The following is a 22,819-nucleotide window of genomic DNA, read 5'->3' on the forward strand; positions in this document are numbered from 1 at the left end:
TAAATTTTTAATTTCAATAAGCGCACTGAGTATTCAGTGCGTTTTTTTTGTGCTTTACGTATATGGTTTTGGCTTATGATAAAGTAAATAACACCTAATCAGCCTTTTATAAGAATGTCATATTTTTAATGATATTACCAAAATGTTGAATTATTGTTAACAAAAGTATTTAAATCGCCTATTTCGTTGAATTAAATTGAATAATTAATAAAAAATTAACATTAAAATTGTGTGAGTCTAAAAAATGCATATATTTGGAAAACCAATTTGGTTTACCAATTTGGTTGACCAAGTTGGTTTTCCAGATTGTTAAGTAAATTGTAACATTTTATTTAAGATTGAATTTGAATTAATTAAGATTAGAAGGGTAGACCTTTATCTGCCCTTTTTAATTCAAATCTAAATTAACACGTATTACCAGGGTCACACAAGTGATGAATTATATATTAAACATTAACATTATTATGAAACTAAAACTGAAATTGGCATTACTGTTTGTAATGTTGGTAAGCTTTTGCAATTATGCTCAAGAAGCTTACACTCTTAAAGGTAAAGTAACTACAGAAGTAGGTAATGAGATTTTACCAGGAGTTTCTATTGTTGTTCAAGGTAGCACAGTAGGAACTGAAACTGATTTTGATGGTAACTATACTATTAAGGTTAAACAAGGAGATGTGTTGGCATTTTCTTATTTAGGTTATGCTACTAAAACTTTTACAATTACCAATCAACAAACTTTAAATGTAACCTTAGCAGAAGATTCAAGTGCTTTAGATGAAGTAGTAGTTGTAGGTTATGGTAGTAGAAAAAGATCTCAAATAACTGGAGCTGTTGCCAAAATTGGTGGTGGTGAAGTTGCAGCTGTTCAAGCAGTTCGTGTGGACGACGCTTTAGCAGGTAAATTAGCAGGGGTTTTAATTCAGAATCAAGATGGTTCTCCAGGTGCTGCACCAAAAATTCAAATTAGAGCAGCATCTTCAATTTCTGGGGCTTCAAACCCATTAATTGTTGTAGATGGTTATCCTATCTCAGGTGGTTTAGAAACAGTAAACCCAAATGATATTCAAAGCTTAGAAATCTTAAAAGATGCAGCTTCTGCAGCTATTTACGGTTCTAGAGGTGCGAATGGTGTTGTTTTAGTAACAACTAAAAAGGGTTCTTCTGGTAAAACTACTTTTAACTATAATGCATACACAAGTATTTCTAACAAATACAGAGAAAATATTTTAATGTCTGGTCCTGAGTGGGCTGCACATTCTAGAGCTCAAATTGCAGCTGGTAACTGGACAAGTACAGTTAACTTAGTAGACCCTGCATTTTTAGAGTACAGATTAAGTGCTTACGAAAATTCACCTGGAGCAATTAGTCCAGAAGACTGGTTATTTCAAACGGGTTCTACTACAGCTCATGATTTTAGTATGAGTGGTGGTAATGAAGGTACTAAGTACTATGCTTCTGTGGGATACCAAAACGCAGAAGGTGTTGTACAAACACAAGGTTTTGAAAGACTAAATGCTCGTTTAAATGTTGATGCAACTTTAGGCGATAAGTTTAAAGCAGGAATTGCTTTCAATGGATTTACTTCTAAAAGAGACATTTTAGGACATGATATGAGAGATTTATTAAGAGCTTATGGTGTTCATTCAATTTATCATACAGCAGAATCAATTGCATTCGTTCAACAATTAGATCAACAAGCACAAGCTTTAGGTTTAGCTGCTTTTGATAATGGTTATAGAGGTTCTACTTACGAAGCAAGTTCTATTTATGATTTAGAGCCAGGAATGGCTGCTCAAGATTGGCATTATGGTAGAGCTAACAATGGTATTGGTGGTTCTGGAGATGCAGGTCCTGCAGCTAAGTTAGACAATGTAGATAGCTGGCAAAAAACGTTTTTTGGAAATGTAAATACGTATTTACAGTACAATATTTTAGAAGGATTAAATATCAAAACCGTATTAGGTGGAGATATGAGAGATACTCAAACCTATGCACATAGATTATTAGGTTACGATTCAAGAGCAAGAGATTCTCAAACATTTATGGATCAAGCAGATTTAAAAGTTTCTACAGTATTAAGTGAAACTACATTAAACTTTGCAAGAACAATTGGTAAACACGATATTTCTGCAGTAGTTGGTATGGAATTCCAAAATACTAGATTTATTGGTACAAGATTAGATGGAGCTAACGTTCCTGATGAAGCTGTATTAAACTACAACTTATTCGATCCTGCAGATATTACTGTTACAGAAAGAGATGAAACAAGAGTTAGAGAAAGTGTATTTGGTAGAGTAAACTACTCTTATGATGATCGTTTCTTATTAACTGCTTCTTTAAGAAGAGATGGTGACTCTAGATTTGGAGCTAACAATAGATATGAAACATTCCCTGCAGTATCTGTAGGTTGGAATTTACATAACGAATCTTTTTTACAAGATAGTGAAACATTAAGTAGATTAAAATTAAGATTTAGTACAGGTTCTTTAGGTACAACATCTTTCTTAGGTTCTTATGATTCTTTAAGTTTATTAGATCCTTCAGCAACTATTTTTGGAACAGGATATTTAATTCCATCTAACTCTGCTAACCCAGATTTAACATGGCAAACAAATACAGAAACAAACTTTGGTGTAGATTTAGGTTTCTTAAACAACCGTTTTACAGTTGGTTTAGATTACTATACATCTGATATTGAAGATATCTTAATTAACCAAGCACAATCAGAAGTGTTAGGTAACCCAACATCTATTCTTAACGTTGGAGATGTAAGAAGTTCAGGTTTTGAATTTGAATTTTCTGGTAGCATAGTTAGTCAAGAAGACTTTTCTTGGAGTGCAAGTGCAAACTTATCTACAGTAGATACAGAAATTACAGACTTAGGAGGTTTAGATGAATTACCACAACAAATTTTTGGTCAAAGTGGTAGAGGACCAGTATTTAGAAACTACGTTGGTGGTGGAATTGGTGAAATGTGGGGATTAGAAACTATTGGAGAAGTAGAAATGGAATACTTAGCTGATGGTACAAGACACCCAAACAATCAATCTGGTGAATCTTATGTGGTAGATCAAAATGGAGATGGTATTATTGACAGAACAAGAACTGTAGAAGATGGTGGAGATTTAGTAAAAATCGGTCAGAACACACCAGATTTCTACTGGGGTATGTCTCAGAACTTTAGATACAAGAAATTCGATATGTCTTTCCAATTACAAGGTTCTCATGGAGCAGAAGTGTATAATATAGATCCACTTTACTACGGTTCTCAATGGGGAGGTAGATTAGACTATGCACGTTTAGATGCAAATGGAGATGGTATTGCTGATCATAATGGAGAATATTATGAAAGAAACAGAAACCAAACAGATGCTATGATTCAAGATGCTTCTTACGTTGCATTAAGAAACTTAACTATTGGTTATACTTTAGATGACGTTGCAAGTAGAATTGGTTTAAACTCTATTAGATTATATGGAGCAGCAACTAACTTACTTTACATTATGGCAAGCGATTATACTTCTTATAACCCAGAAGGTGTGAATACTACAGACCCAACAGTTTATGGTGCTCAAGTAGGTGCTAGCCCAGTTGTTAGAAGTTTTACAATTGGTTTAAATGTTAAATTTTAAAAAATAAAAAGATGAGAAAAATATATATATTACTAGCTGCGCTGTTTATTGCAACAGCATGTGACTCAGATTTAGATCAAGCACCACCAAATTTAGCAAGTGCAGATTCTTTAACTGACTTTTCAGGAGTATTAAATGCAGCATACTACTACCAATTAGGAAGTGTAACACCATTAGCAGTAATGGGCGAGTTTAGATCTGATAACGCAGTTATGGACGAAGCACCATACACAGAGTTTGACGCTTTTACAGCAAACTTAACAACCATGGAAGATCAGTTCTTTGGCCCACTTTATACAGCAATGTATAAGTCAATTTTAAGTGCGAACAACGTAATTGAGAATTCAGAAGATGCTACAGAAATAGCAGAAGCTAAGTTTTTAAGAGCATTATCTTACTACAAATTAGTAAAGTCTTTTGGAGCAGTAACCGTAAATTTAGAAGCATCTCCAAGTTTAACAGATACATCTATTTTAGCAAGAGTACCTGCTATGGATGTGTATAGTAATGTAGTAGTTCCAGATTTAAATGATGCAATCTCTGGTTTATCAACTACAATTACAAACGGAAGAGCTTCTAGATATGCTGCACAAGCATTATTAGGTAAAGTATATGCAGCAATGGGTAACTATGCAAGTGCTGCTACTAATTTAGGAGCAGTTGTAAATGGAGCTTCAGGAGCAGGTATTGCTTTAGAAGCAAACTTTAGTGATATTTTCGGATTTGAAAATGAAGGAAATTCTGAAATTATTTATGCTACACAAATTTCTAGTTCTATTGTAGATGAGTATGGTTTTGGTTCTGATTTTTGGAACTGGTTTGTAGGAGATGATTCTAAAGCAGATTTTCCAGTAGATTCAGATTTAGTAGCTGCCTTTGATGCAAGTGATGCAACTGGTGCAACAGATTTAAGAAGAGCTGTTACTTTAGATGCAGCAGGAACAACTGCTATTAAGTTTCCAAAAGATGGTGGAAATGGAGGAGAACATGATTGGATTGAAATCAGATTAGGAGATGTAATTTTATTATATGCAGAGGCATTAAACGAGAATGGAGATCCAACAGGAGCTGCAACTCAACTTAATAAAATTAGAAATAGAGCAGGTTTAGCGAACACTACAGCTTCTACGCAAGCTGAGTTAAGAACAGCTATTTTAAACGAGAGAAGATTAGAGTTAGCCTTTGAAGGTCATAGATGGGATGATTTAGTAAGAACAAACACTGTAGACGCAGAAATGGGTACTACTGTAAATAGTAACTACTACTTGTTTCCAATACCAATTTCTGAAATATTAGCAACTGGTGGTGTTATAACACAAAATGCTGGTTACTAGTCTTTGTTATTAAGTTTTATAAATGTAATAAGCTGGCTTCATGAAAATGAAGCCAGTTTTTTTTGCAATAATGGCAAAGCAGTCTATTTGTTAGTTATAAAGTTAATTATTGTAAGTATAGCAGAGATTAAGAGGGTTTAAGGTTGAGCCTTATATAAATCCTTTTATAAGGGCTATAATTCGTGTTCTTAGGTATTAATTAAAAAGTTGGGAGCTTTAGAATAGCTAGGCATCTTTTCCTCAGCCAAATCAATATTAGAGCAATCTATTTAACTTTGATTAGTTAATAACTAAGAGCATATACTAGAAAGAAAAAAAACACCTCTAGAAGGTGTTTTTTATATACTATAGGTAATGCAATGTTAAGTTGATTAGAAAGAGCCTTTGTTTAACTTTTAGGCTGAATTAAACCAATATCATCTATATCATTATTCGTTTTTAATAAAGGCGATTTTTTACTTGGTATAAATAGATTCTTATCATCCCATTTTGGACTTCTGTAAATAAGATTTGCGCTTTTTGCTCCACTATTTACCTTTACTTTTCCACATAAATTAATAAGACTGTTTTCAATTCTATTATCCTTACCATATAAACTTACGGCTGTTTTAATTTTGTAACTATTCTCAAAAACCGAGTTTTTAATAATCACAGTAGGTATCGATTTTAATCGAATAATATTCCCTTTTTCGCTATTATTAACATTACTAAATACAGAGTTTGTAACTACTAATTTAGCTGGGCTATCATTCACTAAAGGTCCTGTTTTTACATAGTTGATGGCAAATTCCTCAATATTATCAAAAACAGTATTATGTATTAAAATAGTATTGGCATTGTATTTGGCAAAATTGTTCTTTTCGTAAGATAAATTTAAGCCTCTGTAACTATCTTTAAATATTGAGTTCTTTATACTTATTGTATCTGCTAACGTGCCTATGTATGCTTTGTAAATACTACCACCATTGGTATTTGTAAAATTTTGAAAAGTACAATTGTCTACAAATAAATTGTAGGTTTCACCTAGTTCTTTATCTGGCGAAACTACAGCGTATTTAACTTTTGTGTCATTATCACCATCAATAACTAAATTTTCTAATCTTAATGTGGCATTTTCTTGAACTCTAAAGAAATAATTTAAGGGTTTTGGCAAATCATCATTTGCTTTAATAATTGTTTTGGCAGTTCCTCTAACAGTAACATCACCTTTAATTTTTTGAGTTTTATTGATGTAATAAATTCCATCTGATAAAACCATTGTTGTCTTTGCAGTTGCTTTTTTAAGCGCTTTTGCAAAAGTATCTGAGCCTGGAGCTACTTTTATTTCTTTTTCTTTTATTACAACCTCTGGCTCTTCAATTATAGGTTTCCAATATGGCCCAGTCCTTATTAATAAAGCTTTCGGAAACCTTTTATTTCCTAAATTAAAAGCACCTACTACAAGCTCTTTTCTTGGGTAACCAACAATATCTTTTTCTGGACTTGAGCTATCCTTATAACTAGAAATCAAAGAAGGATTATTAGCAGTTGGCATGGGTATAGATTGTAGTAATTTCCAATCTACAGTTAGTTTTTGAAATACATTAGCATCTGCAGATGCACTTGAATCTAATATATTTTTAAAGAATTTGATACCACTAATGTTATCAGAAATATCTAAAACTTCACTACCATCTGTATTGGTTACTAAATTATTTGCAAAAATAGAATTGATAGGAGGTAGCGTTCTTTCATCGTCTTTACCAGCACCAAATGCTATAGGCCCACAATTGATGATAGTATTATTTTGTACGTTTACATTCTTAACTTGGTTGTATCTATTTAGAGGTGAGTTAGGAACACCATTCATAATAACAATTGGTCCTCTAAAACCATCGCCTCTTAAACCAATTAATAAATTGTTTCTTACAATATGGCCTTCGTTTATAATTCTAATTCCACCTGTTCTTTTAACATTATTACCAATAAAAACATTGTTTTCTACAAGAGCATTATTTCCATGTCTTAAGGTTAATGTACCCTGACTTTCAATAAATAGGTTGTTTCTAAAGATATTGTCTGCAGATTTATTTGAAATAATTTCTATTTCACCATCACAATTTTGAAAAGTGTTGTTTTCTACGAGTGTTTTAGAAGATTTCATAGAATTTGCACTTGTACCAATTCTAATAGTTTCTCCACCATTTTTGCCTAAATCTGGTCTTTTACCGAAAAAATTATGATCTATTTGATGATTATTTTCAACATGTTCTTCGCCTTTAAGCCAAACAACTAAAGTAGTACCATCATTTGTTTTTCCAGTAAAATTGTTATGGTCTACTCTGTTATTTTTACCCCAAATATCTACCCAATGAGAATTTATGCTAGTATCTTCTGGGTTATAATAAGAAATTGTGTTGTGTGTAAATCTGCAATTATTTGCAAATTCTTTAGAGTTTTTACGAAACTGCACTATAGATTTTTTTGTAGGATTACCATCTTTAAACCATAAGCCTTCTACAATGATGTAAGTACCATAAATTTTAATAGAAGAGTTCCCATCCAAAATAACTTCACCAGCTTTTTCTGCTTTTACTGTAATTGGTTGTGCCTCTGTTCCATTACCATATGCATCAAGACTAACATCTGTCCAAACTCCGTTTTTTAATATAATTGTAGAACCTGCAGTAGCATTTTTAATGGCTTCTTTGTATTCTGTAGTGTTTGAAACTAAAATTTCTTGTTGTGCATAACAGAAAGACGTAAGAAAAATAAGGGCTAAAGTAAAAATTGAATTTCTCATAATCAAGTGGTTTACCAATTTGGTAAACCAAATATACAGGAAAGAATTTATTTTTAAATAAAGATTTTTAGCTTATTTATTAGTTTACCCTAGCCAACCATCTCTATCCAAGCTTCTATATTGTATAGCTTCAGCAATATGGTCTGGAGTAATGTTTTCTGAATTGGCCAAATCTGCTATAGTTCTAGCCACTTTTAAAATTCGGTCATAAGCTCTAGCAGAAAGGTTCAATTTTTCCATAGCTGTTTTAATTAATAGTAAACTTTCTTCAGATAATTTACAAAACTCTCGAATTTGTTTCACATTCATTTGAGCATTATAATGCAAGTTCTGGTAGTTTTTGAAACGTATAGATTGCAGTTCTCTTGCAGCTGTAACTCTCTTTCTAATTACAACTGAAGACTCTCCTTTTCTTTCTTCGGATAATTTTTCGAAAGGGACAGGTGTAACTTCTATGTGTATATCGATTCTATCTAATAATGGGCCAGATATTTTACTTAAATAACGCTGCATTTCTTGAGGAGAGGAGGTCATTGGTGAATTTGGATCATTAAAAAAACCAGATGGACTAGGATTCATGCTTGCTACCAACATAAAACTACTAGGGTAGGTAACTGTGAATCTTGCTCTAGAAATTGTAACTTCTCGATCTTCTAAAGGTTGACGCATTACTTCTAAAACTGTACGTTTAAATTCAGGCAATTCATCTAAAAACAAAACACCATTATGAGAAAGTGATATTTCTCCTGGTTGTGGATATTGGCCTCCACCAACTAGAGCAACATCTGTTGTTTTATAATAATGTGGTGGTATTAATTATCTGTACCCAAAAAAATCGTTACACACCAACTCTCCTTGTTTTGGTCTTTGACTTAAAGAAATAAATCTTGTTCTTTTTAAAACTAATTGATTCGTGCAAGTATTTTTAAATGTTACTTTAAAATCGTAGTTACAACTTGGGTAGGCACTACAATCTCTACTTCCGTTTTCTACTAATATTATTTCATAACATTCTTCTCTGCAATTATCATCTTCTTCAGAACAACTTAATAATGTTGTTACGACTAATAATACTGCTAATAATTTAACTGTTTTCATTTTCATTTTTTTTTTAAAATTACAAAAGATATAACTAAATACAAAGTTTCCAATAATCGACTATAGCTTGAATTTATTAAAAAGCCCATCTACCCTACCTAACATATTCTTTTTACGTAAAATCGACTTACTGTATATTTTCCAAAATGGAAAGTTGAGTTAAGTTAAAAACATATTTGAATATAGGTATATATAAGACCTTATTAGACTGTTTTGGTAGTCTATATTAGATAATATTGTAGAGTAGCTTAAATAGGCTAATATGAAGTGTTTAAGCATAAAAAAACCTACTGTAATTAGTAGGCTTATATTATATTTTATATGTAGTTTGTCTTATTAGATTGCCAAGTAAATATCTTCAATTTCTTCTTGTGTAATATCTAAATATCTTCTTGTTATTCCAACAGATGAATGATTGTACATTTCAGATAACCATATAAGAGCTTTCTCGCTTTCTCCTTGACTTTCATAAACTCTTCTACCAAATGATTTTCTTAATGAATGAGAGCTTATGTTTTTATCCTTAGACTTAAAGACTTGTTTTAACTTTCTATTAATTTGTTGTGATGAATATACAGAACCTTTTTGAGAGATAAATATTTCATTTCTTGTTGGATTAAGTTTATTGAAAGCATTACTAATTTCCTTATGGTCTAATCTTACTTTTTTAGGCTTATTGGTTTTTTTCTCTCTAAACTGTGCATATCCATTTATAAAATCATTCTTAGTTAATCTTAATATATCTGAAATTCTTAAACCAGTATGGATTGCAACAATAATATAAAAACCAAAGTTTCTATCTTTTTGACTATTAAGTAATTCTTTACCTTTTGATAATGCTTTATAAAATTCAATGTGATTTGCAGTTGTAATACTATGCTTAATGCTCATAATTTTATTCTTATTAATTACATTGCAAATATATTCAATAATATGCAATATAACTCATTTTTGAACATTATTTTTTATACTTTATTTCTTGTGATACTTTAAACTATTGTTTTTCAGTTGTTTAGATATAAAATGTTCACTTTTGTAATTAGTGAACATTATTAATATTACAACAGAATTGCCAGCATTATTATAACAAATATTACTATCAGTAGAATAATAAGTTTACTACTAAACTCCTCTTCAGATTCTGGAAAAAGTAATTCAAAAAAGTCCTCTATATATTTTTTCATAGCAAATCAAAAATAAGCAATCCAAATAATATTGTAGTACCATAATAGAATCATAATAAAAGACTGTTCATAGCAAAAGAATCATATTAAAATAATTTAGCATTGATTTAGTGTAAAAAATAAGCTATTTCCCTAATTTACAGATACTTATACTCATTTTCAACACGTTATAAAAATATTTATATCCTTTTCTAACTAAAGATGTAGCTATTTCTACAGCATCATATTAGCACTAAAAAAAGAACAGTAATTTGTTATTGCATTATATAGTTATAGAGAAATCTAAACGTATATGTTTACTAATTAAAATGAATAATAAATGAATGCTAAAAAAATTAAGAGGTTAGATGTTAATCCTAAGTCGGATATACTGTACACTAGAATAACTAAAGCAAAGAATATACAACTGCAAAACCTTGCAGATGATTATGGATTAAAAAAATCTACAATCGTAAGAACTGCTATCAACGAATATCTCTCTTCGCATGCATAATATGAAGAATAGAATTTCAACTTTAAAAGACTGGATTCGTTCAACTCCAGAAGGAAACAAAAGACTTAATAGAGCTTATGAAACTTATAAAAGTGAAGCTGTAAGATTAAGAGATGCACGTAAAGAATTACCATACATACCAAATTATGAATAAGAGTGAAAAGTATTTAACAGTATCATATTTTATTGTAGTAACAATAACAGTAATTCTACTTGCATATCTAATTTTTAAATAATCAAATACAAATCAAAATGAATAATAAAAAAATCAAATATTTCGCAGAGCATCCATTTCAGGTAAAACTTGGAGAATTAAACAAAGAACTAAAAGCTTATAAAGAGTTAATGCAGATAGTTCAAAAGATAGAACCAAATGCAACTTCAGTAAGCCAATTAGAAGCAATGCTAAATCTTAAGACAAAGTTCTTAAACGCTGAAATGAGCTTTGCTGCTTTTAATCTTCAAAATGAATATAGTAAAATACAAGATTTACAGAAGAAATGTAGAAATATTGAAAGTGAGATGTTAACCTCTAAAAACGAATTTAAAGGTAGTTACCTTAAAAAGTTAGAAGAGGAGTTTAAAACATACTATGATGACAATGAGCTTCAAGCTAGAGAGACGTTACAACGTATATTCAAAGAGTTTAACGAATTGGATTTGAAATATAGAGCTATTGTAAGCTATAATAACGCTCGTTTAGGTTATAATCCCTTTCACAATCTAAATATTTAAGCTATGAAATTAGATGTTACAATAAGAACAATCGATTCTACTAGCTATACTAAATTTAAGGGTATATCTGTATATAAGCTCATATCATATCTAACTAGAAAGTTTGGTAAAAGCTTGAAAAACAACATTACAGAAGGAACTAAGATAACTGGCAAGCATAATGCTTCAAGACGACCTAAACAGGTTAATCAAACCAATGATAATTTATAGCTATGAGCATAAGCAAAAAGGAAAAAGAACAATCACACTTTGGCAATGATGCAAGTGATAATGAAATCGGTTTTGGCACTATCTATACACCTAAACAAGATTTAGAAAAATAAGATACAAACGAATAAAAATTAATTAAAATGAATAATAATAGCAAATATTTTATTAGTGCTTCTGACTTTCAGAGAGTAGAGAATAATAGAAGAGTAACTGTTGGAGAATTAGAGAATTTGAAGAGAAAATTAAATATACTCTTTAACAACTTTATAAAGCAGTACAATCGAATTAATGGTTAACTGTTTGACTTGGTTTGTTTGATTGGGGAGTATTGAAAATCTTACTTCGTACTCCTCTTTAAACAACAAACAAATATAAACCTAACAAAAATCAGTTGTTTTTTGTGAAACCAAAATAAAAGAATCATAGAAATTTGAACTTAATAAGAGCGTAGGAACTCTTCTAAACCAATAAATTATGTATTTAACCACTTTAAATGGTGTAAATAAAATAGTGCAAAATTCAGCCTATTATAAAGGAATTAGGCAAGAAAGCTATAAGCGTAGACTTATCGATAAATGCAATTTTGTGGTTAATGCAATCTTACAAGGGAATCAATACAAATACCAATCACAAAAGACAAATTCAATACCTCTTCATAACGATATACTGTTAAACCAATTAGGTAAAAATTATCAAAAAGTATTAAGTATCCTTTTAGATGCTAATCTAATTGAAACTAATAATAGTTATAAAGTTAATGAGCATTCTAAAAAATATAGGCTAACCAATGAAGCCTTAAAAATGGATATTATAAAAGGTGGAGTCTTGCACCATACAACAATTAGAAAATTCAATTCCTACAGAAAAGATACTTTAAAATCATTACTAAAAGATAAAGATATTGCTAAGATATTTTATAGTGTAACAGATACTTATTTTAATGCACCTAAAGATATGGATGCTTATTTAGATTCTATTATTGGAACTGATAGAGATGAACGTAGATTGCACTATGAAGACTGGTTTAAACAATTAGTACAATTTAATAGCTTTACAACAACTAAAGAGTATTTAGAAAGTCAATTTTACATAATGAAATGTAAAAAGACAAGTAGGATTTATAATACGTATACTCATATTCCTAAAGAATTTAGAAAACTATTAACCACCAAATCAAATGATAAACTAATAGAATTAGACTTAAAAAATAGTCAACCTTTTATTTTATCTATTATGTTTTATTTGTCTTCTAAAGACGTAAGTTCAAACCGAATGACCTCTTCTGCATATTCAAATAAGTTAATTGAAGCCAATAGAAATAAAATCAATAATACTTTATATAATGGTAGTCATTTTTCTAATTTAACATTTGATATGCTTACAGATATTATAACAGGTGATTTTTACTTAAAGTTTATCAAAACAAAAAATAAATTAGGCTTTCAAAATGATATACCAACTAATGACAGAAAAGAGATTAAACCTTATGCATTAAAATCATTTTATGCTTATTGTAGTGAGGATTTAAGTAAAGAAGAGCAAGTTTTAAAGTATATGTATCCAATGTTTTTTAAATGGCTTAAAAAGGCTAAAAACGAGCTAAATAAATTAAGTAATATCAAAGAAAATGCTGGTCATAAATTATTCGCTCAAATTGTACAAAATATAGAGAGTAATATATTTGTAAAGCAATTTTTTAGTAAATTGCCTATGGGTATGTTTGCATTCCCTATTCACGATTCTATAACGTGTAAAGAGACAGATAAGGAGTATATTAAGGCGTTAATTATAGATAGTATACAAACAATACTATCAGATGCTCAATTAGATAGAAACATAGTAAAAGACCTAATAAAATAGATATGAAAAAATACAATCTAAAATCTATAGTAGATGCTAAAACAGGAAACACCTATCTAATAGATAAGAACACTAAAAAGATAGTATCCTATAGAGATAAGACAGGAAATATTTATAATAATGTTAATAAATTAGTCGCTACTATTTAACTAGATATCATTATATTGTAATAGTTATAAGCATAGTTTCTTTTGGTTTAGAAACAATTTAATAAGCCTTGCATTTCCTACACTAGCAAGGCTTTTTTATTTAATATATTTTTAATTCTTTGAATCCCTTGCTATCACTGGGTAAACTTGAGATGGGGTATACATATACTATTATTTATTATTTCTCTATTATTTACTATTATTTATTATTATTTCGGGTTTTTTTCGGATTTTGGAAACTCGATAGAGTTATTTTCTAGGTCTATTATTGGTTTATGCAAAACATTAAATTCGTTTTCTACTCTATCAGCATAAATCTGTAATTCTTTTTCGCTAAGATTCCTTACTTTTTTAGAGATTGGATGTAAGTGATTGTAACAAAAATCTATAGCAATATTATAACTCCTATCTATGATATAATTCTCTATTAAGTTTTTTTCAGTTATAGAATTTACTGGATTTATAATTTCTTCAGATGAACCACTAAAGTCAGTCTTAAAATTATCTTCGTTTATGTAATAATCATTTATTTTAAACTCTATTCGAATAACGTAATGTGGTGCTTTATAATCTATGGTAATTGATTTGATATACTTTTTAATCAATTCACTTTTATTATTAAAACTTGCGTTTTTTAAATTGGTTAAATCATCCTTTACATTTTCTTTTGTAAGTTCAGATTCTTCAAAGAAACTTATTTGCTCTATTAGGTTATCCAATTTAATTTTTAAATCTTCAATTTCATTTTTAATTCTTTGTTTAGAATTAGTAAACTCTTCTTCAGAAATAATATCTTTTATAAGCAAATCCACTGCCTTCTTTTGCTCCTTTTCTAACTTATCAATCTTCTTTTTTAATTGCTCTTTATTCTCTCTTAAAACGTCTAGTTTGCTCTCTATTTCATCATTCTTTAGAAAGTCTTTGGTTATCTCTAAAATACGTTGGTCTGCAAAGAATCTACCCCAAATAAAGTTCTCTAAAACGTCTATATTGATGCCTCTATTTTTACATCTAATTTCCTTGTATCTTTTACCTACACAGCTATAGAAATTATCACTTAAATTAACCCTTCTACGACCATAGTAATTTTTACCACACTTGGCACACCTTATAAGACCTTTTAATAAATATTTATGCTCTACTTTTTTACCACTATTATTTTTATTGTTTTCTAAATTATCATTTACTTTTTTCCAATAATTTGGCTCAATAATTATAGGTGCATCATAATTTTTACCACTATAAACCCTTACACCTTTATAAAGGGTATTTTTAATAATACTTTGCACAGTTCTAGCTCTCCACAATTTATTTTTTCGTGTTGGTATTTTTTTATCATTTAAATGATTTGCTATGTGATTATATCCTTTACCACTTAAAGAAAGTCTGTAAATTTCTTTAATAATTTCAGCTTCTTTTTCATCAATAGCTAAATATCCATTATCAGACCTGTAACCATATGCAACAACACTCCATACTCTGCCCTCTGTAATATGGTCTTTTAATGTCTTTTTAGTTTGTGCAGATTGTAGTTTTCTTGAATATTGATTAATTGATGAAAACATAATACCCATAAAATTATCTATAGGACTATCATAATCGACTTTCTTATCATCAAAATAAACATCAACTTCATTTGATTCGGCATATCTCATAAATAGTATATAAGTTTCAGCATCTCTCTCTAATCTATTCTGATTTCTAAACCACACTACTTTTATTAAACCATTAACAATATCCTTAATTAAACTATCTAACTTAGGACGGTCTTCAATTTTAGCTCCACCACTAACACCCTCGCCTTCATTATAAACCTTTAAATCAGTAAAACCCTTATCTTTAGCAAAAGCCCTGCCTTCTCTAATCTGATTTTCTATAGATGTAGAGTCTTTATCTTCTCTACTTAATCTCGTATAAATTGCTAACATATTCGATATTTTTAGCAAATATACTAAACCTCCACATCATACTACACAAAATCAGAAATTGTATGGTGAGGACTTCTAAAAGGACGTTGAACCATTAAACCATTTTCTTTGGTTTTACCTACTACAGAATGAATTTTAGTAGTTTCTAGAGCTTCATGTAAAGTCATAGGAGGTAAAATACTTGGTAATCTCTTAGCTAACATGGTTTTACCTGAACCTGGTGGACCAATAAGTATGATGTTATGGCCACCTGCTGCAGCTATTTCCATACATCGCTTTATAGATTCTTGCCCTTTCACATCAGAAAAATCAAATTCTGGGAAATCTATGTTTTTATAAAATTCTGCTCTTGTATCAATTATAGTGGGCTCAATCTTTGATTCACCATTAAAGTGCTGTATCACTTCTAAAATATTATCAACTCCTAATATTTCTATATCATTTACAATAGCTGCTTCTTTAGCATTTTCTTTGGGAAGTATAAAATATTTAAAACCCTCTTCTCTAGCTTTTATGGCAATTGGTAATGCTCCTTTTATAGGTTGTAAACTCCCATCTAAAGAAAGTTCTCCCATAATAATATAATCTTTTATTCCATCGGATTTTATTTGATTGGAAGCTGCCAAAATACCTGTAGCTAAGGTTAAATCATATGCAGCACCTTCTTTTCTGATATCTGCAGGAGCCATGTTTATGATTATTTTTTTTCCAGGAAGTTTAAAATTGTTGTTATCTAAAGCTGCAGAAATCCTATAGGAACTCTCACTTACAGCTTTATCTGGTAAGCCCACTAAATGGTAACCTATACCTTTATCTATATTTACTTCTACAGTAATTGTAGTAGCCTCTATACCAAAAACGGCAGAGCCAAAAACTTTAACTAGCATTCTTTTTTCTTTAAATGTAAAGAAATTTAGTGCGCAAAAAAAATGCAATCAATTTATTTGATTGCATTTTTTTTTAGATTAATTAGTTTCTATGCTGAATTTCTACTAGCGTTAATATTACCAAATAAAGAACGCATTACCATTTTTTCATAGACTTCAATCTCTGCTTCATTACCTTCAGATTGTTGTAAATCTTGAATTTTCTTTAACGCAAATTGCTGTATGGTTAATAATGGTAAAACAATGCTCTCTCTCATTGCTATAGAAGCTTTACCTTCAGGATAATTCTCCATTAATTCTTTATGACCTGTAAGTTTTAGTAACAATCTTTTTGTTGTTTTATACTCCTCATAAATTAATTTCCAGAATTCCCCATAAACAGGATCATCAGCCATATATGCTGTTAAACCAAAGAAAGATTTGGTTAAACTCATCATACTATTTTCTAGTAAAGTTTTAAAGAAATCTGAAGCATTATAGAAAGCTACAATTTCGTCAAATCGATCTGCATCTTCATATTTTTTTAGTGCAGTTCCTACACCAAAAAATCCTGGAACATTTTGTTTTAATTGACTCCAACTACCTACAAAAGGTATAGCTCTTAAAGCAGAAAAATCTAAAGTATCTGAGTTAGATCTTTTACTTGGCCTACTACCAATATTTGTTTTCGCGTAATATTTTAAGGTACTCATTTTTTCTAAATACGATAAAAATTGTGGATGATTTTTGAAATCTACATACGTTTTATAACTTGTATTAGCCAAGTCATTAATAATTTCTCTATTGGTATCGTTAATTTGGTCTTTAGTAAAAACCTCATTTTTAATACCAGAACTTATTAATTGTTCTAAATTAAATTGTGAAGAATCTAAAGTACCAAAGTTAGAACTAATGGTTTGACCTTGAATAGTTAATTGTATTTCTTTATCCTCTATAGTAGGGCCTAAAGATGCATAGAATTGATGCGTTTTTCCTCCACCTCTTGCTGGTGGTCCACCTCTACCATCAAAGAAAATAACCTCTATATCAAACTCTCTAGATACTTTTGTTAGTGCTTCTTTTGCTTTGAAAATTCCCCAATTTGCCATTAAATAACCACCATCTTTAGTTCCATCAGAGAAGCCTAACATAATAGTTTGTTTGTCTTTTCTTTTAGATAAGTGATATCTGTAGGCTTTATTAGAATAAAGCGTTCTCATAACATCGCTTGCGTTTTCTAAATCGTCTACAGTTTCAAAAAGCGGAATTACATCTACAGGTAATTCATTCTCAAAACCACATAAGTTTAGCATCGCAAAGGTTTGCATTACGTTTAATGCAGTTTGGTTGTTACTAATAATATATCTATTTGCACCACTTTCACCATTTCTTTGTTGTATGGTCTTTAAGGCATAAATAGATTCTATAGTTTTTACAGACATTTCATCTGAAAAGATAGAAGGATCAATATTGCCTTTTACCAAGGCTAAAACTTCTACTTGTTCTTCTGGTGATAATCTTTGATAATTTTTTGGGAAAGTAGTATCTCCACTTGCCAATAAATCATCAACAATTTGAGTAAACGCTTTATGATGCACTCTACTATCTTGCCTAATGTCTAATGTTGCAAAGTGAAAACCAAAAATTCTTACTTTATTAATTACATCATTAAGTTCATCTATAAATAACGAATCATGATTTTTAATGACAATTTCTCTAGCGTTTTCTAGCTCTTCTAAAAGTATTTCTTTAGAGAAATTTACTTTAGCATAACTTCTAACAACATGTTTGTATAAGCGCTTTTCTACTCTAGATAGTATTTCTTGTACACCATCAAAAGTAAAACGTCTTTTTAAACGTCTTACATCTCTGTAATAGTTTCTTAAGATTGATTGACGCAATCTTTCTGCAACATCTAAAGTAATTTGAGTAGTTACAAATGGGTTACCATCTCTATCTCCTCCAGGCCAAAACCCTAAATCTATAATTTCATTTTCTGTAGGTTGCCCATCGTAAACATGCTCTTGAATATAGTTGTGAATTTTACTTACTGAATGATAAAATACGTTTTCTAAATACCAAATTAAGCTTACAGCTTCATCAAAAGGTGTTGGTTTAGATTTTTTATAAAATGGTGTTTTACCTAATTGAGCTAATAGCTTTTTTATTAAAAGTAAATCATCATTTTGTATGGCTTTATCTAAATCTGTAATGATACCCAAAACTGAACCTGGGTAAAATTGAGTAGGATGAGCAGTTAAAACTACACGTACTTTAAAATCTTCTAAATACTTTTTTAAAGCTTCATCTTTACCACTTAATGTAGCAGATTCTTTAGAGTTTCTAAGTGTTCCAAAACCATCCATATTATTTACCACAGGAAAAGCAGCATCTTCTATCGCATCGAATAAAACTACTTGACGTTCTATGTATTGAATGAATTGAAAGAGTAAATCTTTCTTGTCTTTTTCTGATGGTGTATCTTGATATTTTTTAAAGAATTTTTCTACAAGTTCTGTAGGATTTTTTCCGTTTTTAAAACCTTTTTCACATACTTTATGAAATAGAGGTAGCAATACACCAGTGTTGTTTATCGTATCAAAAGGTAGCGTAATAAAAATACTATTATAAATTTGATACTTAGACAAGACATTGTCATTGAATTTGGTAAGTTTTGGTAAGGTAGACATAAGCTATAATTTACTTTGTGAAATTACAAAAAACCAAAAATAAAGATGCTAGGTATTTGGCAATAATTCCTATTTTCATTACGAATAATGTAGAAATTTAGACCATAAATTTTCAAATAAACAAAAACTGAAGAAAAGTGTTAAATATTTAGTTTTTAGAAATTGTGGGTTGTACAGAAAGCGGACTTGGGCATTGCAAGTTCCAACGAGTAGGATCATTCTCTAATCTAAATCCTTTTAAAAGGTTCTCATCTCTATAGGCATTATAGTCATCGTAAATAAGAGGAGATGGAGTTTTACTAAAGTTAGCAAAATCAATCGAAAATTGATTTAAATCTAAGTCTAACAAATTCACATACACAAAATCAAAACCTTTTAATTTTAGTTTATTATTTAACGCAAAACTACTGTTTGTAAGAGCAATTGAAGAGTAGGTGTAAATACTTTTTGGCTGATTTGCTTTTTGTTGAGCAAAAAATGAGAGCGTAAAAAAGTAGACCAATACAAATAGTGGCAATAGTTTCTTTTGAAGCTTTGTTTTTGCTTTATACATCATAATTATTCTTTGCTATTAAAGTTTATCAAGCCATCTTTTAACCATGCATAATAAGTATCTCTATCTGTATATTGTTGTGCAGTATTTAAGACTTCTAAATCTGGACTTAATAATACGTAATAAGGTTGAGATGCATTTTTAAAATTAATTACCTGAAAAGTAGACCATTTATCACCTACAGTTTTAATCTGTTTTAATTTACCATTTTCTTTTAAGAAATTAAATTGTTGGTTTTCTGGTAGTTCTTTCTCATTGTCATCTACATACAGAGAAATTAAAATATAATCGTTTTTTAGGAGTCTAAAAATGTCTAATTCACTCCAAACATTTTCTTCCATTTTTCTACAATTTACACAAGCCCAACCTGTAAAATCTAGTAAAATTGGTTTATTAACAGCTTTTGCCTTAGCTAAGCCTTCATCAAAATCTTTATAACAATCTAAGCCTAAAGGACAATTGTTCTCTTGTTCGTAAATGCTATAAAATTGAGGAGGAGGAAAACCGCTTAATAAACTCAAATTCCAAGTTGGATTTTTCAAAACTCCTGGAGCTAAATAAACGATAAAAGCAATCACTAAAACACCAAAAGAGACTCTAGAAAAAGAAAGTTTTTTAATTGGAGAATCGTGAGGGAATTTAATTTTAGCGAATAAATACAAGGCTAAACCAATGAATATAATTATCCAAATAGCTATAAAAACTTCACGTTTTAAAAGATCCCAATGTGCAACTAAATCTGCATTCGATAAAAATTTAAATGCCAAAGCTAGCTCTAAAAAGCCAAGTACAACTTTTGTTGTATTCATCCAACCACCAGATTTTGGCAGTGCATTTAACCAATTAGGAAATAAGGCAAATAGGGCAAAGGGTAAGGCTAGGGCTAAACCAAAACCGGTCATACCTGCAGTTAGCTGTGTTGCACCACCATCTGCAGTTAAAGAACCTGCTAATAATGACCCCAAAATTGGTCCTGTGCATGAAAAGGATACAATGGCTAAGGTTAAGGCCATAAAAAAGATTCCTAAAATACCACCTACAGAAGATGCAGAATCCATTTTATTACCCCAAGAACTTGGTAAAGTTATTTCATAAAAGCCAAAAAATGAAAACGCAAAAAACACCAAAACAGCAAAAAAGAAAATGTTTAGCCAAACATTTGTAGAAATAGTATTTAAAATTTCTGGGTCTAAATTGTCTAGAAAATGAAAAGGTAAACTCAATAAAATATAGATAAACACGATAAAGAATCCGTAAAGAACGGCTCTAAAAATTCCTTTTCTTTTATTATTAGTCTGTTTTGTGAAAAATGAAACTGTTAAAGGAATCATAGGGAAGACGCAAGGTGTTAATAAGGCCAAAAGGCCACCTACAAACCCTAGAAAGAAAATGCTAAACAAACCATTTGAAGAGGTTGTATCAACATCTGAATTACTTCTTAGAAGCGCTTTGTTTTTTAAATCTAATTTTAAATTTTGAGTCAGTAATTTACTTTTTTCATCTAAAACAATGGTTTCTGCTAGTACTGCTCCAGATAAAGAAATTGTAAAATTTTCATCGATATTAATACAAGCTGTTTCACAAACTTGACCAAAAAAGTTAATTTTAATTTGAGTTATATCTTTGTTTGTTAGCTGAATTCGTTGGGTGATTCTTGCTTTATCTTTAAAAACGATTTCTTCTACTTCCCAAACATCAGAATATTTTTTAAAGGTATCTTCTTCTTTCGGATTTCCTATTAATTTATAACCAGTTGCACCTTCAGGAATAGAAACTTCTAAAGGCAAAGATGCATCTTCAGGATTGTATTGTGAGTACAAATACCAGCCCTTAAATAGCTTGGCATTAAAAATTACATCATATTCAGTTTCTGAAATTTTATTGATAGAAGCTTCAATTTTTATGGGGTCACTTTCTGTTTGTGCTTTTGCTAAAAAGACAGTCAAAAAGATAAAAAGTGTGATGAATTTCTTCATTATAATTTGTTGATTTTTAAATAATTTTTGGTTGATGTTGTTGCCATAAATCTACGATCTTGTCTATAGCCAATCACCCAAACAATAGCATTTTCTGAATTGCAAAGTAACCAAGTATTTTCTTTATCTAAAAGCGAAAATTTCTCATCTTTAAAATACTTGCTTAACTTCTTTTTTCCTTGCATTCCAGAAGGATAAATATAGTCTCCATTTTGTTTTTTTCTTAAATAAAGAGGGTAATTTAACAAATCTTTATCAACGTAAATGCTGTGCTTGTTTTGTGGTTTTATTTCTGTAACTTCTTGAAAATTTAAATTTAAAGGTTGAGAAATAAGAACATCGTTCTCTGTAATTCTATAAACCTCGTTAGTATTATTTTCTAATTTAGAAAGTATCAAAAACGATCTATCTTTTAATAAACGATGGGTTTTAGAATATACAGCTTTACCTGATTGTGAATCTAACAAATGGTAAACGTCATTCCACTCAGTAAAATGATATTCTTTTAAAATCTGATATAAGTAGGCTTTAGGATTCGCCAATTCTTTAATTTTCTGAATATCAATTTTTATACTTTCCTTTTCTTTAACAACAGATTGTTTAGTAACATCGACTATTTTATCGTTTACAATTTCTTGAACTTCTTTTAAATGATGTATAGAATTTGAAAAGGATTCTAATAAACTAGGATTAATTTCTTTGAGAACAGGAATTACCTTGTGTCTAATTTTATTACGTACATATTTTATAGATGCATTACTTGCATCTTCTCTCCACTCAATATTATTACTTTTTGCAAAGTTTAGAATTTCAGATCTACTAAAAGGTAAAAGTGTTCTTACAATATTCCCATTAATAGCTGGTATGCCAGTAAAACCATCTAAACCAGAACCTCTAGTTAAGTTAATTAGAAAGGTTTCTAAATTATCATCTGCATGATGTGCTGTTAAAATATAATCTAATTGATGTTCATCCATCAATTCTTGGAACCAATTATATCTTAATTCTCTTGCTGTTATTTGAATAGATTTTTTTTGATTTTCTGAAATTTTTTCAGTTTGAAATGATTTTATAAAAATCTGATTAGACGTTATTTGAGATAATTTATTAACAAATTCTTCATCTAAATCACTGGCTTTATTTCGTAATTTAAAATTACAATGTGCTAATGCTATTTCTGCAATATTTAATTGATGAAATAAATGTGTTAAAACAACAGAATCTAATCCTCCAGAAATAGCTATCAATAGTTTTTTATCCTTTAAAAAAGGAAAATTTTTGTTGATATGATTTTTAAATTTTTGAAGCATTTCTGCCTCAAAAGTAATG

The 22,819-nt window shown here is 29.8% G+C and carries 14 protein-coding genes and 2 pseudogenes; 6 read left to right on the forward strand and 10 right to left on the reverse strand.

Features of this window, described 5'->3' with window-relative positions; genetic code table 11:
- Nucleotides 1-464 precede the first annotated feature (464 nt).
- Together MED152_RS09805 and MED152_RS09810 are read left to right on the forward strand one after the other, a co-directional pair.
- Nucleotides 465-3,632 carry a TonB-dependent receptor gene (locus MED152_RS09805; protein ID WP_041383979.1) on the forward strand — a complete coding sequence of 1,056 codons (3,168 nt, stop codon included), beginning with the start codon at nt 465-467 and terminating at the stop codon, nt 3,630-3,632.
- An 11-nt stretch (nt 3,633-3,643) separates the two neighbouring features.
- Nucleotides 3,644-4,966, forward strand: a complete 1,323-nt coding sequence (locus MED152_RS09810) for a RagB/SusD family nutrient uptake outer membrane protein (RefSeq protein WP_015481718.1) — start codon at nt 3,644-3,646, stop codon at nt 4,964-4,966.
- Nucleotides 4,967-5,354: 388 nt separating this feature from the next.
- Here MED152_RS09810 and MED152_RS09815 read toward each other — a convergent pair whose 3' ends face one another.
- From MED152_RS09815 to MED152_RS09830, 4 genes and pseudogenes are all read right to left on the reverse strand, one after another.
- The gene (locus MED152_RS09815) at nt 5,355-7,748 is read right to left on the reverse strand and encodes a polysaccharide lyase 6 family protein (RefSeq protein WP_015481719.1); all 2,394 of its coding nucleotides are present in this window, start codon (nt 7,746-7,748) and stop codon (nt 5,355-5,357) included.
- Between the two features lie 84 nt (nt 7,749-7,832).
- Nucleotides 7,833-8,537, reverse strand: a pseudogene (locus MED152_RS09820) (YifB family Mg chelatase-like AAA ATPase); the annotation flags it as partial.
- 27 nt (nt 8,538-8,564) lie between these two features.
- Entirely contained in the window at nt 8,565-8,846 is a 282-nt protein-coding gene (locus MED152_RS09825; protein ID WP_015481721.1) for a hypothetical protein, read from the reverse strand.
- 336 nt (nt 8,847-9,182) lie between these two features.
- Nucleotides 9,183-9,737, reverse strand: coding sequence for a tyrosine-type recombinase/integrase (locus tag MED152_RS09830; protein ID WP_015481722.1), 555 nt, complete (start codon nt 9,735-9,737; stop codon nt 9,183-9,185).
- Nucleotides 9,738-10,524: 787 nt separating this feature from the next.
- On the opposite strand from MED152_RS09830, the gene MED152_RS13745 reads away from it, so the two are divergent.
- The 4 genes from MED152_RS13745 (at nt 10,525) to MED152_RS09845 (ending at nt 13,328) form a co-directional block, all read left to right on the forward strand.
- Nucleotides 10,525-10,677, forward strand: coding sequence for a hypothetical protein (locus MED152_RS13745; protein WP_187288757.1), 153 nt, complete (start codon nt 10,525-10,527; stop codon nt 10,675-10,677).
- A gap of 98 nt (nt 10,678-10,775) precedes the next feature.
- A complete protein-coding gene (locus MED152_RS09835; RefSeq protein ID WP_015481725.1) occupies nt 10,776-11,258 on the forward strand; it encodes a hypothetical protein in 483 nt (160 codons plus the stop codon).
- Between the two features lie 350 nt (nt 11,259-11,608).
- Nucleotides 11,609-11,764, forward strand: coding sequence for a hypothetical protein (locus MED152_RS13750; RefSeq protein ID WP_015481727.1), 156 nt, complete (start codon nt 11,609-11,611; stop codon nt 11,762-11,764).
- Nucleotides 11,765-11,942: 178 nt separating this feature from the next.
- Nucleotides 11,943-13,328 carry a hypothetical protein gene (locus MED152_RS09845; protein WP_015481728.1) on the forward strand — a complete coding sequence of 462 codons (1,386 nt, stop codon included), beginning with the start codon at nt 11,943-11,945 and terminating at the stop codon, nt 13,326-13,328.
- Nucleotides 13,329-13,686: 358 nt separating this feature from the next.
- Here the strand turns inward: MED152_RS09845 and MED152_RS09850 are convergent, their stop codons facing one another.
- The 6 genes and pseudogenes from MED152_RS09850 to tilS all read right to left on the reverse strand — a co-directional run bounded on the left by MED152_RS09850 (nt 13,687) and on the right by tilS (nt 22,800).
- Nucleotides 13,687-15,405 carry a recombinase family protein gene (locus MED152_RS09850; protein ID WP_015481730.1) on the reverse strand — a complete coding sequence of 573 codons (1,719 nt, stop codon included), beginning with the start codon at nt 15,403-15,405 and terminating at the stop codon, nt 13,687-13,689.
- Between the two features lie 50 nt (nt 15,406-15,455).
- A pseudogene (locus MED152_RS09855) lies at nt 15,456-16,292 on the reverse strand (YifB family Mg chelatase-like AAA ATPase); the annotation flags it as partial.
- 89 nt (nt 16,293-16,381) lie between these two features.
- The gene (locus MED152_RS09860) at nt 16,382-18,961 is read right to left on the reverse strand and encodes a phosphoenolpyruvate carboxylase (protein WP_015481732.1); all 2,580 of its coding nucleotides are present in this window, start codon (nt 18,959-18,961) and stop codon (nt 16,382-16,384) included.
- Nucleotides 18,962-19,109: 148 nt separating this feature from the next.
- On the reverse strand, nt 19,110-19,517 hold the full coding sequence (locus tag MED152_RS09865) for a hypothetical protein (protein ID WP_041383581.1): 408 nt from the start codon (nt 19,515-19,517) through the stop codon (nt 19,110-19,112).
- Between the two features lie 2 nt (nt 19,518-19,519).
- Nucleotides 19,520-21,490: a protein-disulfide reductase DsbD gene (locus tag MED152_RS09870; RefSeq protein WP_015481734.1), complete on the reverse strand. Its 1,971-nt coding sequence runs from the start codon at nt 21,488-21,490 to the stop codon at nt 19,520-19,522.
- Nucleotides 21,490-22,800 (reverse strand): tRNA lysidine(34) synthetase TilS, encoded by a 1,311-nt coding sequence (tilS, locus tag MED152_RS09875; RefSeq protein ID WP_015481735.1) that lies wholly within the window; start codon nt 22,798-22,800, stop codon nt 21,490-21,492. Before tilS ends, MED152_RS09870 begins: the two co-directional genes overlap by 1 nt.
- Between the last annotated feature and the right edge of the window lie 19 nt (nt 22,801-22,819).

Source organism: Polaribacter sp. MED152 (assembly GCF_000152945.2).
GTDB lineage: Bacteria > Bacteroidota > Bacteroidia > Flavobacteriales > Flavobacteriaceae > Polaribacter.